17 protein-coding genes are annotated in these 16,765 nt (G+C 69.1%); 7 read left to right on the top strand and 10 right to left on the bottom strand.

Features of this window, described 5'->3' with window-relative positions:
• Positions 1-8 precede the first annotated feature (8 nt).
• From lptA to QTI17_RS13080, 4 genes are all read left to right on the top strand, one after another.
• Entirely contained in the window at positions 9-695 is a 687-nt protein-coding gene (lptA, locus tag QTI17_RS13065; RefSeq protein ID WP_286533596.1) for a lipopolysaccharide transport periplasmic protein LptA, read from the top strand.
• A gap of 14 nt (positions 696-709) precedes the next feature.
• Positions 710-1,486, top strand: a complete 777-nt coding sequence (gene lptB, locus QTI17_RS13070) for an LPS export ABC transporter ATP-binding protein (protein WP_286533598.1) — start codon at positions 710-712, stop codon at positions 1,484-1,486.
• A gap of 13 nt (positions 1,487-1,499) precedes the next feature.
• On the top strand, positions 1,500-3,095 hold the full coding sequence (locus QTI17_RS13075) for an RNA polymerase factor sigma-54 (RefSeq protein ID WP_286533600.1): 1,596 nt from the start codon (positions 1,500-1,502) through the stop codon (positions 3,093-3,095).
• 65 nt (positions 3,096-3,160) lie between these two features.
• Complete coding sequence (locus QTI17_RS13080) at positions 3,161-4,705, top strand: phospholipase D family protein (RefSeq protein ID WP_503011048.1); 1,545 nt, start codon at positions 3,161-3,163, stop codon at positions 4,703-4,705.
• Between the two features lie 51 nt (positions 4,706-4,756).
• On the opposite strand, the gene QTI17_RS13085 is transcribed toward QTI17_RS13080, so the two are convergent.
• From QTI17_RS13085 to QTI17_RS13120, 8 genes are all read right to left on the bottom strand, one after another.
• On the bottom strand, positions 4,757-5,254 hold the full coding sequence (locus QTI17_RS13085; RefSeq protein WP_503011049.1) for a VOC family protein: 498 nt from the start codon (positions 5,252-5,254) through the stop codon (positions 4,757-4,759).
• A gap of 128 nt (positions 5,255-5,382) precedes the next feature.
• Positions 5,383-6,084 (bottom strand): Crp/Fnr family transcriptional regulator, encoded by a 702-nt coding sequence (locus tag QTI17_RS13090; RefSeq protein ID WP_286533603.1) that lies wholly within the window; start codon positions 6,082-6,084, stop codon positions 5,383-5,385.
• 29 nt (positions 6,085-6,113) lie between these two features.
• Positions 6,114-7,418: an MFS transporter gene (locus QTI17_RS13095; protein ID WP_286533605.1), complete on the bottom strand. Its 1,305-nt coding sequence runs from the start codon at positions 7,416-7,418 to the stop codon at positions 6,114-6,116.
• Between the two features lie 149 nt (positions 7,419-7,567).
• The gene (locus tag QTI17_RS13100; protein WP_286372042.1) at positions 7,568-7,864 is read right to left on the bottom strand and encodes a hypothetical protein; all 297 of its coding nucleotides are present in this window, start codon (positions 7,862-7,864) and stop codon (positions 7,568-7,570) included.
• A gap of 242 nt (positions 7,865-8,106) precedes the next feature.
• A complete protein-coding gene (locus QTI17_RS13105; protein WP_286533607.1) occupies positions 8,107-8,724 on the bottom strand; it encodes a YceI family protein in 618 nt (205 codons plus the stop codon).
• Positions 8,725-8,761: 37 nt separating this feature from the next.
• Positions 8,762-9,346: a YceI family protein gene (locus tag QTI17_RS13110; RefSeq protein WP_286533609.1), complete on the bottom strand. Its 585-nt coding sequence runs from the start codon at positions 9,344-9,346 to the stop codon at positions 8,762-8,764.
• Positions 9,343-9,945 carry a cytochrome b gene (locus QTI17_RS13115; RefSeq protein WP_286533611.1) on the bottom strand — a complete coding sequence of 201 codons (603 nt, stop codon included), beginning with the start codon at positions 9,943-9,945 and terminating at the stop codon, positions 9,343-9,345. Before QTI17_RS13115 ends, QTI17_RS13110 begins: the two co-directional genes overlap by 4 nt.
• 18 nt (positions 9,946-9,963) lie before the next feature.
• Positions 9,964-11,727 carry an ATP-binding response regulator gene (locus tag QTI17_RS13120; protein ID WP_286533613.1) on the bottom strand — a complete coding sequence of 588 codons (1,764 nt, stop codon included), beginning with the start codon at positions 11,725-11,727 and terminating at the stop codon, positions 9,964-9,966.
• A gap of 62 nt (positions 11,728-11,789) precedes the next feature.
• Between QTI17_RS13120 and QTI17_RS13125 the strand changes: the two genes are divergently transcribed.
• The 3 genes from QTI17_RS13125 to QTI17_RS13135 are packed head-to-tail and all read left to right on the top strand — an operon-like array spanning position 11,790 to position 14,174.
• Positions 11,790-13,007: a THUMP domain-containing class I SAM-dependent RNA methyltransferase gene (locus QTI17_RS13125; protein ID WP_286519966.1), complete on the top strand. Its 1,218-nt coding sequence runs from the start codon at positions 11,790-11,792 to the stop codon at positions 13,005-13,007.
• A gap of 50 nt (positions 13,008-13,057) precedes the next feature.
• Entirely contained in the window at positions 13,058-13,762 is a 705-nt protein-coding gene (locus QTI17_RS13130; RefSeq protein ID WP_286533615.1) for a glutathione S-transferase N-terminal domain-containing protein, read from the top strand.
• 7 nt (positions 13,763-13,769) lie between these two features.
• On the top strand, positions 13,770-14,174 hold the full coding sequence (locus tag QTI17_RS13135) for a putative toxin-antitoxin system toxin component, PIN family (protein ID WP_286533616.1): 405 nt from the start codon (positions 13,770-13,772) through the stop codon (positions 14,172-14,174).
• On the opposite strand, the gene QTI17_RS13140 is transcribed toward QTI17_RS13135, so the two are convergent.
• Positions 14,171-15,064: a BUD32 family EKC/KEOPS complex subunit gene (locus tag QTI17_RS13140; RefSeq protein WP_286533617.1), complete on the bottom strand. Its 894-nt coding sequence runs from the start codon at positions 15,062-15,064 to the stop codon at positions 14,171-14,173. The genes QTI17_RS13135 and QTI17_RS13140 overlap by 4 nt on opposite strands.
• Entirely contained in the window at positions 15,061-16,710 is a 1,650-nt protein-coding gene (locus QTI17_RS13145) for an FMN-binding glutamate synthase family protein (RefSeq protein ID WP_286533619.1), read from the bottom strand. Before QTI17_RS13145 ends, QTI17_RS13140 begins: the two co-directional genes overlap by 4 nt.
• Between the last annotated feature and the right edge of the window lie 55 nt (positions 16,711-16,765).

The raw sequence follows: 16,765 nt of genomic DNA on the forward strand, positions 1-16,765 counted from the left end.
GTGCCTCTATGACATTTCCCTTACGCTCTTCCCCCCGCCGTCGTCCTGTGCGCGTGCTGATGCTCGCCCTGGCGCTGGCCGGTTTCGCATCGCTGGCCCCGGCCGAGCAGGCCGACCGGAGCAAGCCGATGAACATCGAGGCCGACAACATGCGCTACGACGACCTCAAGCAGACCAGCGTGTTCACCGGCAACGTGGTCGTCAACAAGGGCACGATCCAGATCCGCGGCACCCGGATCGACGTCCGCCAGGATCCCGAGGGCTACCAGTACGGCGTCGTCACGGCCGAACCGGGCAAGCTGGCCTACTTCAAGCAGAAGCGCAACAGCGGCACCGACGAGTGGATCGAGGGCGAGGGCGAGGTGATCGAATACGACAGCCGCGCCGACAACGTGAAGTTCATCCGCCGCGCGGTCATGCGCCGCCTGATCGGCGCCACCCCCAACGACGAGAGCAGCGGACCGCTGATCGTCTACGACCAGAGCAACGACACCTTCACGGTGAATGGTTCGTCGCTGCCGCCGAATGCCGGCGTCTCGACCCAGGCGAGCGGCCGGGTCAAGGCGATCCTCACGCCCAAGGCGGCCGCGGCACCCGCAACCCCCGGCGCCAAGCCGGCGGCGCCGGCCACCACGCCGGCGCCGGGCAACAGCCTGCGTTCCACCACCACGCTGGGCGGAGACTCCAAGCAGTGATCGAAACAGCCGGGATGAGTGTCAGCGACAGCCAGCCGGGCAGCCGGCTGGAAGCGCGCAGCCTGCAGAAGAGCTATGGCAGCCGCACGGTCGTCAAGGACGTGTCGCTGGCGGTGCAGAAGGGCGAAGTGGTCGGACTGCTGGGCCCCAACGGCGCCGGCAAGACCACCTCGTTCTACATGATCGTCGGGCTGGTGCGGGCCGATGCCGGCGAGATTTCGATCGATGGCGAGCCGATCGCCCACATGCCGATCCATCGCCGCGCCCGCATGGGCCTGAGCTACCTGCCCCAGGAGGCCTCGATCTTCCGCAAGCTGACGGTCGAGGAAAACGTCCGCGCGGTGCTCGAGCTGCAGGCCGAGCCCGACGAACGCGGCCGGATGGTGCCGCTCGACAAGGCCCGCATCGAGGAGCGCCTGGGCGAGCTGCTGGCCGACCTCCGGGTCGACCACCTGCGCGATTCGTCGGCGCTGTCGCTGTCCGGCGGCGAGCGCCGCCGGGTCGAGATCGCCCGCGCCCTCGCGACCCAGCCGCGCTTCATCCTGCTGGACGAACCCTTCGCCGGCATCGACCCGATCGCGGTGATCGAGATCCAGCGGATCATCAGTTTCCTGAAGGAGCGCGGCATCGGCGTGCTCATCACCGACCACAACGTGCGTGAAACGCTGGGCATCTGCGATCACGCGTTCATCATCAGCGACGGGCATGTGCTGGCACAAGGCACGCCTTCGGAGATCGTCGACAACGCCGAGGTACGACGCGTGTACCTGGGCGAGCACTTCCGGATGTAGGAGCCCAATCTCGATGAAGCAGGGGCTTTCGCTTCGCGTCTCTCAGCACCTGGCGCTCACGCCGCAGCTGCAGCAGTCGATCCGGCTGCTGCAGCTCTCCACGCTCGAGTTGAGCCAGGAGGTCGAGCAGATGCTCGACGACAACCCGTTCCTCGAACGCACGGCCGAGGAAGCCGCGCGCGAGGAATTCGGCCTCGAGAGCGCCGATACGCCGGTGCGCGACGAAGATCGCCAGGCCGAATTCAACGGCGATGGCGACGGCGACTTCACGCCCGGCCCCTCGGCGCCCGCCGCCGAGGTCGCGGTGTCCGCCGAGGTTGCCGAGCCCGCCACCCTGGACGCGGTCGACGGCGAGCCCGACTGGGAGGGTGACGGCACGGTCGACATGGCGCCCGACGACAGCGAGTGGGGCAGCGATGCGCCCGCGCGCACCAACAACCTGGGCGACGACGAGCGCACCGATGCCACCGAATTGGCGCGCAGCCAGGAGTCGCTGCAGTCCTTCCTGCACCGCCAGGCGCTGGGCCTGCGGCTCAGCGAGACCGACCGTGCGGCGCTGCGCTTCCTGATCGAATCGCTCAACGACGACGGCTACCTCGAGGATTCGCTGCCGGCGCTGGCCTCGGGCCTGGCCGGCGACGACAACGACCAGTTCGACGACCTGGTGCATCACTTCCAGGTCGCGCTCGGCCTGCTGCAGAGCCTGGAGCCGGCCGGTGTCGGCGCGCGCAATCTGGGCGAGTGCCTGACGATCCAGCTGCGCGCCCTGGCGCAGCCCGACGAGGACGCCGACGAGGCGCAGGTGCGCATGACCGCGATCGCGATCTGCAAGCAGCCGATGGAGCTGCTCGCGCGGCGCGACTTCAAGCGGCTGGCGACGCTCACGCGCAGCAACGAGGAAGAGGTCCGCGCGGCGCTGCAGCTGATCGCGCGGCTCGAGCCCAAGCCGGGCCGCCGCTTCGTCGACGTCGAGCGCAATGTGGTGATACCCGACGTGATCGTGACGCGCATCGGCAACGGCACCCACACCAGGTTCCGCGTCATGCTCAACCCCGAGGTCATGCCGCGGCTGCGGGTGCACGACATCTACGCCGGCGCGCTCAAGCAGCACAAGGGCGAAGGCAGCCAGGCGCTGTCGCAGCGGCTGCAGGAGGCGCGCTGGTTCATCAAGAACATCCAGCAGCGCTTCGACACCATCCTGCGGGTGTCGAACGCGATCGTCGAGCGGCAGAAGAGCTTCTTCGTGCACGGCGAGCTCGCGATGCGGCCGCTGGTGCTGCGCGAGATCGCCGACGAGCTCGGCCTGCACGAATCCACCATCAGCCGCGTGACCACCGCCAAGTACATGGCGACGCCCTACGGCACGGTCGAGCTCAAGTACTTCTTCGGCTCGGCGCTCGGCACCGAGACCGGGGGCAACGCCTCCAGCACCGCGGTACGGGCGCTGATCAAGCAGTTCGTGAGCGCCGAAGACCTGAAGAAGCCGCTGTCGGACAGCCAGATCTCAGAGATGCTCAAGGAGCAGGGGATCGAATGCGCGCGCCGCACGGTGGCGAAGTACCGCGAGGCCCTGCGCATCGCGCCGGCCAATCTGCGCAAGGCCCTCTAGGGATGCTTCACCGCCCGGGCCTGCTGGCGCGCTGGTGGCGGCTCGGCCTGGCGCTGGTGGCGACGATGCTGCTGGCCAGCGGCTGCGCGATGCTGCCGGCCGACTTCGAGCGCCAGCCCTCGAGCGCGATCGCGGCCTCCGCGGAGACCACGCTGGGCCGGATCGCCAAGGCCTCCTCGCCCGACCCGGACCTGAGCGGTTTCCGACTCATGCCCGGCGGCGATTTCGCCCTCGACACCCGCTTGCAGCTCGCGCGCCGCGCCGAGCGCACGCTCGACGTCCAGTACTACCAGATCGAGAACGACGAGACCGGCCGCTACTTCCTGCGCGCCCTGCGCGACGCGGCGCTGCGCGGCGTGCGCGTGCGGCTGCTGATGGACGACCTCTACACCTCCGGAGAGGACGAACTGCTGCTCGCGCTGGCCGCGACGCCGAACCTCGAGCTGCGGCTGTTCAACCCGTTTCCGGCCGGCCGCGGCAGCATGCTGCAGCGCTTCTCCAGCTCGCTGTTCGACTTCGATCGGGTGAACCGGCGGATGCACAACAAGCTCTTCATCGCCGACGGCGCGATGGCGGTGGCGGGCGGCCGCAACATCGGGAACCAGTACTTCACGCAGACCGCCGGCGCGAACTTCCTGGATATCGACACCTTCGTTGCCGGCGCCCTCGTGAAGCGCCTCGGCAGCCTGTTCGACCTGTTCTGGAACAGCCCCTACGTGCGGCCGATCGGGACCGTGATCGGCTCCCCGCTGCCGCCGGCGGAACTGCAGCAGCGCTTCGATCAGGCCACGGGCCCCGCCACGACGCCGGCGCCGCGCCCACCGGCACCCAACGACGTGCTGGGCTACGCGCCGCTCGGGCCGGAGCTGAAGGACGGCGCCCGGCTCGACCTGATCTGGACCTTGGCCGAGGCCTATGCCGACGCCCCCGACCGGGTCGTCGGCAAGACCGCGTCGTACGGCGGCGTGCCGCTGCTCGATGTCGACAGCGTGCGCTACAACGTGATCGAGCAGATGCGGCGCTCGCGCTCCGAAGTCACGCTGGTGTCGCCCTACCTGATCCCGGGCAAGGCCGGTCTCGAGGTCATGCGCGAGATCCGCGGGCGCGGGGTGCGCATCAGCGTCGTCACCAATTCGCTCGCCGCCACCGACGAGCCGGTGGTCCACACCGGCTACCGGCGCTACCGGCCCGACATGCTGCGGCTCGGCGTCGAGATCTACGAATTGAGTTCGGCGCGCACCAAGCGCAGCGTGCGGCTCGGGCTGTTCGGCTCGCAGGTCGGCCGGCTGCACGCGAAGGCGGCGATCTTCGATCGGCGCTCGCTGTTCCTGGGCTCGATGAACTTCGATCCGCGCTCGGACACCCACAACACCGAGATCGGGCTTTTCATCGCCAGCCCCGAGCTGGCGCAGCAGGTCCTGAAGCTGCTCGACGTGCTCAAGCAGCAGGGCGCCTACCGGGTGCGCTTCGCCGAGGGCGGCGAAAAGCTCGAATGGGTCACGTCGGAAGACGGGGCCGACCAGGTGCTGACGGTCGAGCCCGACTCGGACCTGTGGGACCGCCTGATGCTGGAGCTGCTCGCGCCGCTGGCGCCGGAGAGCCTGCTGTAGAAGGACGTCCGGCCGGCCGTCGAGCCCAGGTGGAGGCGATGCGGACTTGACTCACTTCGACGATTGTTTGCGCGGGTCGAACGTGGGGAAGCCTGGTTCTCGGGTCTGCGCCAAGCCCCAGTGGTAGCCGTTGATGTCCGCGATGAGGGCGAACCGATCCCCCCAGGCGGCGTCACGGGGCGGCTCGAGCACCGTTCCGCCAGCAGCTCTCGCACGTGCAGCCACCGCATCCACGTCGTCTACGTAGAGGTAGAAGTAGGATGTGTGCTGCCTGGGGTCGGCGAAAGAGATCGGCGCCAATGTCGGGCGGCCACCGACGTTCTCCGGCACGAACATGAGCGCCAGTTCGCCGTGATAGTCCATCTCGACGTGCACGGGAAGGCCATCCTTGAGGTTTTCGTAGCGCAGCTTGAAGCCGAAGGCCTGCGTGTAGAACTGCTTGCTGGCGGCGACGTTCTTGACTGTCAGGTGGGGCGTGATCAGCCGGGAAGACAGCCACGGCGAGCCCGTCGTACTCGCGTGTCGGGTCTGCGCATCGCTCGATGCAATGGCAACGCTTGCACCCGTCAGTGACGCAGCAAGCAAGAAGACGCTGAAGAAATTCACTTGATGATCTCCTGTGGAATAAAAGAACACATGCGGGATCTGCCTCGAGGCGATCCCACCGGACCCGCGGCTCAAAGCTTGGTTCGATCCGCCACGTACTCGCCAAGCCGGTCGATGTCGTTGACCACGATCGTGCGCCCCTCCAGGCTGAGCAGCCCGCGGTCGGCCAGTTCGCGGAAGTGGCGCGACAGGGTCTCCGGCGTGAGGTTGAGCTGCGCCGCGACCACGTTCTTGTGCATCGACAGCTCGATCTTGGCGGGCGTCATGCTGCCCGGTGGCAGCAGGCGCAGCAGGTAGGTCACCAGCCGCGCGGCAGGGGGCTGCAGCGAGAAGCACTCGATGTCGTCGACCACGTTGCGCATCCGCATCGACAGGCTGGCGAGCATGCGCATCGCGAAGCGGCTGTCGCTCTCGATCAACCGCACGATCGCATCGCGCGGAAGGTAGAGCAGCAGGCTGTCTTCGAGCGCCTGCGCAGTGAGGTAGTACGGGCGCTCCAGCAGCATCGTGATGTCTCCGAAGCTGCCGCCGGCAGTGACGATGTCCAAAGGCTTGTCGACGCCCTGCGAAGACACCAGGGACAGCTTGACCTTGCCCGACACCAGCATGTGGAAGCCCTCGCAGGGGTCGCCTCGCTTGAAGAGCACCTTCCGGCGTTCGGCGTGCACGGTTCGAACCGATGGCACGAGCGCATCGAGGTCCGCCTGCCTGACCTCCAGGAACAGAGGCAGGTTGCGGAGAATTTCAAGGTAGCGTTGTGTGGGGGCTGTCACTCGAGCGGGTTCCAGGGACCTGGCGATCATCAGCCGGATGCGCCCAGCACGACACCGGGCGGAAGGCTTCTCTTGCGTTCGCGCCACCAGAGGATGCCGCCACAGGCGAAGACGATCGCCTGCGTACCGATGAGCAGCGCGAAGCCGGCGAAGAATCCGGCGGCCGCGCCGCCCGATCCGTCGGTGTTGGCGGAAACCGAGCCGATCACGATGCCCATCAGCGCCGGCATGAAGCCGGCCACCAGGCTGCCCGTGCCATTGACGACGCCGAAGGCACTGGCAACGTGTTCCGGCCTGGAGAAGTACTGCACCGTGCTCGGAATGGCCGGGCTCAGCAGGCCCCAGCAGAAGCTGGCGGCGATCAGGCAGTAGGTGGCCGAATAGCCGTCTTCGACGTTGATGGCCAGCAGCACCGACAGCGCGACGCCGACGCTGGCGGCCATGAAGACCAGCGGCACCTGCGGGCGGTCGATGCGGTCGAGCAGGATGCCTCCGAGCAGGACCGCCAGCACCGTGGCGTACTGCGGCAGGGAGGCGAGCCAGCCCATTTCCGCGCGGCTGAAGCCGCGTGCCTGCTCCAGGTAGGCAGGCAGCCAGTTGCTGGCGCCCCACAGGTAGGCGAGCGCCGCCGAGGTGAGCACCGTGATCAGCAGCAGGTGGCGCGTCTGGAGGGCGCCCTTGATGATGCCCTGGATCTGGCCGAGGGCGGCGCCGACGGATTCCGGCCGGGCCTGGTTGCCGATGGTCTTGGGCATGTGGATGAAGGCGAAGACGAGCGGAATGCCCAGTGCGACGTTCATCAGGCCCAGCAGGTAGAACGAGGTCTGCCACTGGAAGTGCACCAGCATCAGGCTGATCAGCGGGAAGCCGACGGCCAGGCCGAGGCCGGTGCCCATGTTCACGAAGGCATTCGGCTTGCCGTTCTCGCGGTCTTCGAAATGCGCCTTGATGTAGGCGGAGGCGAGCGAGAAGAGCGGGCCTTCGGAGACGCCGAGCAGGACCCGCGACGCCAGCAGGCTGCCATAGCTGTCGAACGAGGGCGATATCGCCGTCACCCCGCCCCAGATCAGGAGTCCGCCGAGCAGGCTGTTGCGCACCCCGAAGAGCGCGGCGCAGAAGGGCGTGAAGATGAAGGCCGAGATGCCGTAGCCCAGCATGAAGGCGGTGGCCAGGAAGCCCTGTCTGCCCTTGTCGTCGAGCGTCAGCCCGATGTGCTCCAGGAAGTCGGCGTTGTTGAACAGGATGGCGATGTTGATGCGGTCGATGTAGGAGATGGCAACGACGACGAACAGCGTGGTGATGCCGTACCACCGCATGGAACTCTGTGATTTCATGTGTCTCCCCGCCTGAATGGTGGCAGTGGCCTCGGCGGCCTGCTGGATTTGTTCTTGACCCGGATCGGCCGCGTGGGCTCGAAACGAAGATTCGCCGGCGCTTCGGAGCAAGCCGGGCCGGCGAATCGGGACCGCGCTGGCGGGCTCGCCTACTTGGTCAGCCAGATGGCGTCTTCGACGCTCGAGAAGATGCCTTCGGGTGCCACCGGGATCTTGCCGCTGGAGGAGTCCTCGATGACGCGGCGCTTGATGTCCTCGAGTTCCTGGATGCTCTTGTGGTACGACACCATGACCATCTGGCCGATCGGGCCGCCGATGCGGACATGGACCTCGGCATTGGTGCCGTAGGCCTTGTTGACTGCGGCGGCGCGGCCCTTGACGAATTCGAAAGCCTCGGCCTGCTTGCCGGGCAGCGGAGTTCCGATGCGGGTGAATACAACGCTCATGATCAATCCCTTTTTATGGCTGTGTGACGATATCGGCGGGGCGGTGGATCCGTGACCGGATCGCGCCTCTGCCTCCCTGCAGCCGATCCGCTGAGGATCGACTACGGTGTAGCGTACGTTTGCCACTTCTCCGCGTGAACGGGTCGCCTTGATTCAAATCAAGCGATCCGGCGCCTGCGACTAGAGGAAAACCATGGGTGAATGCAACGCGAATGCAAACGTCGATCGCGCTGTCCGCCGACTCACTGAATATTGACCGCCTCGACCTGCACCAGCAGCCGGACCTTGTCCTCGAAGCCGAAGGCCAGGCCCCAGCTGATGCCCCACTGGCTGCGCTCGACGGTGGTCTCGAAGTCGCCGCCGCAGATCTGGCGATTGATCAGCGGGCTCAGGTAGCAGTTGAAGCGGTTGGCCTTGAGCAGCACCGGGCGGGTCTGGCCCATCAGGGTCAGCGTGCCGTTGACCTGCGTGACCTTGTCGCCGCTGAAGTCGATCTGGCCGGCGACGAAGCGGGCGATCGGAAACTCGGCGACGTTGAAGAAGTCCTTGCTCATCAGGTGCCGGTTGAGCAGGTCGACGCCGGTGTTGATGGAGCTGATGTCCATCGTGACGTCGACCTTGCCGGTGCTGCCCGACGGGTCGATCTTGATGCTGCCGTCCTTGGTGCTGAAGCGGCCGCGGTTGGTGGTGGTGCCGTAGTGGCCCATCTCGTAGTTGACGAAGGTGTGGGTCGGGTCGACCACGTAGGTGGCGCCCTTGACCGGGCCGCCTGCCGGCTTGGCGGCGGCTTCGGGGGCCTGCTGGGCGCCGGCCAGTGCCGCCGCGGTCGTCAGGGCGGCGAGAGTGAGCATTTTCTTCATGACGAGCTTTCGGATGGACGTGGCGAAGGTAGCGGGTTCACAGCGGACCGAGTCCGGCCAGCACCAGCTTGAAGCGGACCTGGACGTCGTCGGCCACCACCGACGTGTCGGTCCATTCGCCGTCGCCGATCTTGTAGGCGAGGCGCTGGATCGTAAGGCTTCCGCTCGCGGTCGACTGGCCGGCCGACTGCGTGATCTCGACCGGCACCAGCGCGTCCCGGGTGCTGCCCTTGATCGTCAGCTTGCCGGCGATCTCGAAACGGCCGCCGCCGAGCGCCTTGATCGTGCTGGAGCGGAACTCGGCCTTGGGGAAGTGCTGGCTGTCGAACCAGGCCGCCTTGGGCAGTTCGGCGTCGCTCTGCGGAATGCCCAGGCTGGCGCTGGCGACCTCGATCTGCAGTGCCACGCTGCCGCCTTCGGGCTTGCGCGGATCGAAGGCCACCTGGGCGTCGAATTTCTTGAACGAGCCTTCCACCGGCACGCCCATCTGCCGGCTCACGAAGACGATCTGGCTCTGGGCCGGCAGCAGCTTTGCCGGCGTGACCGGTTCGGCGCCGGCCGCAGCGGCGGCGAGCAGCGCGGCCGCGCACAGCAGGTGGCGGCCCGGGAATGAAAAGGTCATGGCAGGCGATTCCGGTGTGGGAAGGGCGACATGCGATCGAGCAGGCCATCGCGGTCGATGAAATGGTGCTTCAGGGCGGCGGCCGCATGGACCCCGGCCACCGCGGCCAGGCTGAAGGCGCCGAGGGCGTGCAGCGGCTTCAGCACCGCTTCGGCGAAATCCTTGTCGACCGGCACGAAGTCCGGCAGAGGCAGCACGCCGAGCCAGACGATCGGAACACCGAGCGCCGAGCTGTAGGCCCAGCCCAGCAGGGGCACGGCGAAGAACAGCAGGTAGAGCAGGGCGTGCAGCCCGCGGTGGGCGGCCAGCTGCCAGCCGGGCATGGCCGAGCGGATGGGCGCGGGCAGCGGCGGCGGCGGGTGCGACAGGCGCCACAGCAGCCGAACCGCCGACAGCGCCAGGATCGTGATGCCGGCCCACTTGTGCCAGTTGTAGAGCTTGAGGCGCAGCGGCGAGAAGGGCAGGCCGGTCATCGACAGGCCGACGCAGAAAGAGGTCAGGATCATCAGCGCCAGCAGCCAGTGGAGGGCGATCGCCACCGGCCCGTAGCGGGGGGCGTCGCGGGACTTGGCCGGGGAGGACTGCAGCGCGGGGGACATGGCGGCAGCATAGGCGCTTCAGCGCTGCAAGCGCCGCAGCAATGCTTGCAGCGTGGCGGGCTGCACGGGCTTTCGCAGCGCCTGCCAGCCGCGCTCGTGCGCCAGCTGGCGGGTCGCGTCGTCGATGTCGGCCGAGACCAGCGCGATCGGCAGCGATGGGCGGCGGCGCTGGAGCTCGGTCGCCAGCGCGATGCCGTCAAGCTGGCCGGGCAGCCGGATGTCGCACAGCGCGATGTCGAAAGGCGCCAGGTCGGGCAGCGCGAGCGCCTCGGCCGCGCTGCCGCAGAGCTGCGGCCGGGCGCCCCACAGGCGCAGCAGCGCCGCGATGCCGTCCGCCACCACGGCGTTGTCCTCGACCACCAGCACGACCAGGCCGGGACGCGGCGGCTGCGGCGCCTGCGCGGCCTCGGCGTCCGCCACCGGTGTCGGCGCCAGCGGCACCCCCGGCGGGGCCGCGGGCAGCGCGAAGGCGAACACCGAGCCGCGCCCCGGCGCCGAGCGCAGCGACATCTCGACGCCCAGCCTCAGCGCCAGCCGCCGGACGATCGCCAGGCCCAGGCCATGGCCGCGCTGCAGGTTGCGCTCGACGTTGCCCACCTGTTCGAAGTCGCCGAAGACGCGATCCTGGGCCTCCGGCGCGATGCCGATGCCGGCATCCCGGACCTCGATCCGCCAGCTCTCGCCGCGCTGGCGGCAGGCCAGCAGGACCCGCCCCCGGGGCGTGAACTTGAGCGCGTTGTCGACCAGGTTGCCGAGGATCCGGCGCAGAGCGACCAGGTCGGTCCAGACCACGGCCGTGGCCGGGCAGCGCACCCGCACGCGGCCGCTGCCGGCCTGCCGCGCGAACTCGTTCAAGAGCGGCGCCAGCGCGACCGCCACCGGCGCTATCGGGTCGGCGGCGGCCTCGATGCGGCCGATTTCGAGCAGCTGGTTGGTGAGCCCTTCGAGCGCCTGCTGGGCCCGCGACAGGGCGGCGACGGTGTTCATCACGCGGGCCATGTCCTCGCCCGCATGCAGCTGCTGGCGCAGCACCTCGGCTTGCAGGCCCATCGCCATCACCGGCTGGCGCAGGTCGTGGTTGGCGGCCGAGAAGAAGCGCAGCCGCTCGGCCTCGGCCTGCTGCGCTTCCCGCAGCCCGGCCAGCGCCTGCTGGCGCAGCGCGCTTTCGTTGTGGCGCAGGCCGATGTTCTCCTCGAGCTGGCGGGAGCGTTCCGACACCAGTTTCCAGACCATCGCCAGCAGGCCGATGCCGAGCAGCGACAGCACCTTCATGACCGGCGCACCCAGCGCCAGCCCCATGCCGATGACCGGTGCCAGCAGCAGCGCGATCGCGAGCTGCATCGCTGGCGTGTGGTAGGAGACCGAGAAGGCCGAGGACAGCGTCATCGCCATCACCACCAGGCCGATCATCAGCTGCGAGGTCGGATCCTGCGGGTTGAAGAGCAGGATCCCGGCCAGCCCGTGGGCGCCCTCGTGCAGCGCGATGCGCAGCGTGTGCTGGCGCAGCGCCGGCTGCAGGTTGTCGGCGGTCAGCGGCACCGGGAGCCGTTGCGGGAAGAAGCCGCGCCAGGCGGTGGTGGCCGCGATCAGCGCGAGCCAGGCGGCCGCGTGCGGCACCGAGTATTGCCAGGCGAACAGGGCCGCCACGCCGCAGTCGAGCAGGAACTGCACCCACAGCACCGGCCCGCTCGGTTGGGCGCTGAGCCGCAGCACCTCGCAGCGGATGGCGAATCGGTCCGCGCCGGCGGCCTCGGGGTGTGCGGGGGTGGGCGAGAAGCTCATCGGCCGGTCGACTATAGAACAGCCGACGGCTGGCCGGGCCCTGTCGAGGCGACAATCGCGGCGTGAACGATCTCTCGCTTTTTCTCCCTTGCGCCGCCGGCGTCGAGGATTTCCTGGCGCAGGAAGTGCATGCGCTGACCGGGCGCATGGGGCAGGACCTGCTCACCCTGCGCGGCGGCGTGCGGGTGCGCGCCGACTGGCGTGACGCGCTCAATCTCAATCTGCACAGCCGGCTGGCCCAGCGGGTGCTCATCGAACTCGCGCATGCGCCCTACCGCAGCGAGAACGACCTCTACGCGATCGCCAGCGGCGTCGCCTGGGAGATCTGGTTCACGCCGAAGCAGACTTTCAAGATCGAGACCACGGCCCAGCACAGCCCGCTGCAGAGCCTGAACTTCGCCACCCTGCGCATCAAGGACGCGATCGCCGACCGCTTCCGCGCCAAGGCCGGCGGGGTGCGCCCGAGCATCGAGACCCAGTGGCCCGACTGCCGCGTCTTCGCCCACCTCACGACCGACACCTGCACGCTCTACATCGACACCTCGGGCGAGCCGCTGTTCAAGCGCGGCTGGCGCCAGGACAAGGGCGATGCGCCGCTCAAGGAGACCCTGGCGGCGGCGATGCTGGCGGCCAGCGGCTGGTGGAACCCGGAAACCGGCGCGGTGGCCGCGCAGCCGCTCTACGACCCCTGCTGCGGCAGCGGCACGATCGCGATCGAGGCGGCGCAGATCGCCTCGGGCATCGCCGCCGGCTCGCTGCGGCGCTTCGGCTTCGAGAAGCTGCTGCCCTTCCAGCCCCATGTCTGGTCGGCCCTGAAGGCCGCGTCGGTGCCGGCGTCGCCGCCGCAGCCGCCGGCGATCTTCGGCTCCGACGTCTCGCACCGCATGGTCGACTTCGCCGAGCGCAACGCCGAGCGCGCCGGCGTGGCATCGGCGATCCAGTTCCGCGGCGGCGATGCCCTGCAGCGCATGCCGCCGGCCGAATCGGGCGTGATCGTGCTCAACCCGCCCTATGGCGAGCGGATCGAAGTCGGCGGCGTGGCCCGCGGCCGCGAGGATGCGCAGACCGAGGACGGCGGCGAGTTCTTCGTCCAGCTCGCGAGCCACTGGAAAAAGAACTACGCCGGCTGGACCGCCTGGGTGCTGACGCCCGAGCTGCAGCTGCCCAAGCGCATGCGCCTGAAGGAGTCGCGCCGGGTGCCGATGTGGAACGGGCCGATCGAGTGCCGGCTGTTCCGGTTCGACATGGTGGCGGGCTCCGCACGCGGCAAGGCCGCTTGAGACAGAATGCGGCCCACCCCGGGCCGCCGGCGCCCGACACAGGAACCTTCATGACCGATTTGTCCGCCTTCCCGATCACCAGGAAATGGCCCGCCACCCACCCCGACCGCCTGCAGCTCTATTCGCTGCCGACGCCCAACGGCGTCAAGGTGTCGATCATGCTCGAGGAGACCGGGCTCGCCTACGAGCCGCACCTGGTCAGCTTCGAGACCAACGACCAGATGTCGCCGGCCTTCCTCTCGATCAACCCGAACAACAAGATCCCGGCCATCCTCGATCCGAACGGTCCGGGCGGAGAGCCGCTGGCGCTGTTCGAATCGGGCGCGATCCTGGTCTACCTGGCTGACAAGACCGGCCAGCTGATCCCGCAGGATGCGGCCGGACGCTACCAGACCCTGCAGTGGCTGATGTTCCAGATGGGCGGCATCGGCCCGATGTTCGGCCAGCTCGGTTTCTTCAACAAGTTCGCCGGCAAGGCCTACGAGGACAAGCGACCGCGCGACCGCTACGTGGCCGAGTCGCGGCGCCTGCTCGGCGTGCTGGAGCAGCGCCTCGCCGGCCGCGCCTGGCTGATGGGCGATGCCTACACGATCGCCGACATCGCAACCTTCCCGTGGGTGCGCAACCTGATCGGCTTCTATGAGGCCGGCGATCTGGTCGGCTTTGCCGATTTCCCGAACGTGGGCCGCGTGCTGGAGGCCTTCCTGAAGCGCCCCGCGGTGGTGGCCGGGCTCAATATCCCCAAGCGCGGCTGAGCCTCCGGTGCGGGTCGTCATCGACACCAACATCGCGCTCGACCTGCTGGTGTTCGAAGACCCGGCCCAGGCGCCGCTGGTGGAAGCGCTGGCGGCCGGCGCGCTCGAATGGATCGCGACCGCCGCGATGCGCGACGAACTGGCGCGGGTGCTCGGCTATCCGCTGATCGCCCGCCGGCTGCAGGCCAGCGGGCGGCAGGCCGACGCGGTGCTGGCGGCCTTCGATGCCCGCACGCGCCGGATCGAGGGCGCGCCGCCGCGCGCACCCTGCGTGTGCAGCGATCCCGACGACCAGGTCTTCATCGATCTCGCCGTGGCGCATGGCGCGCGGCTGCTGAGCAAGGACCGCGCGGTGCTGTCGATGCGCAAGCGGCTGGCGGCCCGCGGCGTCGCGGTGTCGCCTGCGTTCTAGCTCCCGTACCAGCGCGCCAGCAGGCGCGCCACGGCCCGCACCCGCTGCGTGTCGCGGCCCCAGCGCCGGCCCGCGGGCAGGTGCCGCAGCCAGCGCATGCGCCCCGCCGCGATCGCCAGCCGGTCGCGCACGTCCTCGCTGGCCTGGTCCAGCACCTCGTGCCATTGCGCGGCGGCCGCATGCGGCGAGGCGGCGTCGACCAGCATCGCGGTGGAGTGCAGGTAGCTGAGCCAGTCGCGCGCCTGGCATTCGGCCAGCGGCAGCGTCTCGCCGGGATCGTCCTCGAAATCGATGTAGCCGATGGTGCCGTCGGGGCACTGCACGAGGTTGCGGTCGAAGGCCTGGCTCAGGTAGGTCTGGCGCGCATGCACGAGCGCGATCGCGGCCAGGCCTTCGCGCCAGGTCGCCAGCAGCGCCGCCGGCCCGGCGGCCGCCGCCTGGTCGAGCCGCTCCTGCAGCACCACAGGCGGGCGCCCGCTTTGCCCGAGGTCGGAGATCAGCAGCCCGTCGGCCTGCTGCGCCAGCACCGCCGGCACCCGCAGCCCGGCGGCGCCGAGCTCGCGCAGCCGCTCGGCCTCGATCGCGATCGCCGCCTCGCCGCCCGGATTCGGCACCGGCTTGAGCACGTCGAGCCGCAGCGCACCGGCGATCGCCGCCAGCAGGTGGTAGCGCAGCTTGCCGTGGCGCGGTCCGGCCTTCTTGAGCCAGACGCGCTCGCTGCCGAAACGGTGGCTGGCCACGGCTTTCTCCTGCTGCGGCAAGGTGAGGCGCAGGAATTCGGCGTAGTCCTCGGGCAGCGGCGGTGCGCCGGCTTCGAGCGGCGCCGGCGCGGAGGCCATGCTCTTGCGCATCTGTACGCGCGTGGATGCGCCTCGTCGGACGGGATTCATAGGGCCAGGGGCTGGAAGCTCTGGGCGCTGGCCAGCGGCCAGTAGGTGCGGAACACGTTGTGCTGGCCGTCGAGCGGCCCGAGCAGCGCGCCGGGCCGCACCTGCATCACCAGGTTGCTGAGCAGCCGCACCTCGGTGTCGGAGATGCGCCGCACGATGTGGTGGGCCGTGATCTGCTGCGGGTGGTCGAGGCCGGCGGCCTGCACCAGCTCCTGCAGCGCATGCAGCGTGCTGCGGTGGAAGTTGCGCACCCGGTCGGCCTTGGTCGGCACCACCAGCGCCTGCTGGCGCACCGGGTCCTGGGTGGTCACGCCGGTCGGGCAGAAGCCGGTGTGGCAGGCCTGGGCCTGGATGCAGCCCAGCGACATCATGAAGCCGCGCGCCGCGTTGCACCAGTCGGCGCCCAGCGCCATCATGCGTGCCAGGTCGAAGGCGGTGATCACCTTGCCGGCGCAGCCGATCTTGATGCGCTCGCGCAGGCCCACGCCGACCAGCGTGTTGTGCACCAGCAGCAGGCCCTCCTGCAGCGGCGCGCCGACGTGGTCGCTGAACTCGACCGGCGCCGCGCCGGTGCCGCCCTCGGCGCCGTCGACCACGATGAAGTCGGGCGTCAGGCCGGTCTGCTGCATCGCCTTGACGATCGCGAACCATTCCCAGGGGTGGCCGAGGCAGAACTTGAAGCCGGTGGGCTTGCCACCCGACAGCACGCGCAGCCGGGCGATGAAATGCATCATCTCGACCGGCGTCGAGAAGGCGCTGTGGGAGGACGGCGAGATGCAGTCCACGCCCACCGGCACGCCGCGCGCGGCCGCGATCTCTGCCGTGACTTTCGGCGCCGGCAGCACGCCGCCGTGGCCGGGCTTGGCGCCCTGGCTCAGCTTGATCTCGATCAACTTCACCTGCGGGTCGCGCGCGTTGGCGATGAAACGCTCCTCGCTGAAGGAGCCGTCGTCGTTGCGGCAGCCGAAGTAGCCCGAGCCGATCTCCCAGATCAGGTCGCCGCCGTGCACGCGGTGGTGCGAGGAGATCGAGCCCTCGCCGGTGTCGTGCGCGAAGCCGCCGAGGCGGGCGCCCTGGTTCAAGGCCAGGATCGCGTTGGCCGAGAGCGCGCCGAAGCTCATCGCCGAGATGTTGAACACGCTCGCGCTGTAGGGCTGGGTGCAGGTCTCGCCCGCGGGCGAGGCCGGGTTGGGTGTGCCGCCGATGACGATGCGGAAGTCGTGGTCGACCAGCTGGGTCGGCTGCATCGAGTGGTTGATCCACTCGTAGCCCGAGACCGTGACGTCGAGCTGGGTGCCGAAGGGCCGGTTGTCGGGTTCGCCCTTGCTGCGCTGGTAGACCAGCGAGCGCTGGGCGCGCGAGAACGGCGCCGCCTCGGCATCGCTTTCGATGAAGTACTGCCGCATTTCAGGGCGGATGTATTCCAGCAGGAAGCGCAGGTGGCCGATGACGGGATAGTTGCGCAGGATCGCGTGGCGGGACTGGCGCAGGTCGTGCACGCCGGTGCCGGTGAGCAGGCCGAAGACGGCCAGCGCCACCCAGGCAGCCCAGAGCTGCGGGGCCATCAGCACGGCCGCCAGGCTGGCGACCGCGCCGGCCGCGGACAGCGCGAACGCGGTGTAGCGCGCCGGGAACGGCGAAATCATCGGTGTCGAAATAGTGGGTCTCCGCAAGCCTTGCTGCATCATAGAGGGCTGCATT

Source organism: Variovorax sp. J31P179, from assembly GCF_030316985.1.
Lineage (GTDB): Bacteria > Pseudomonadota > Gammaproteobacteria > Burkholderiales > Burkholderiaceae_C > Variovorax > Variovorax ginsengisoli_B.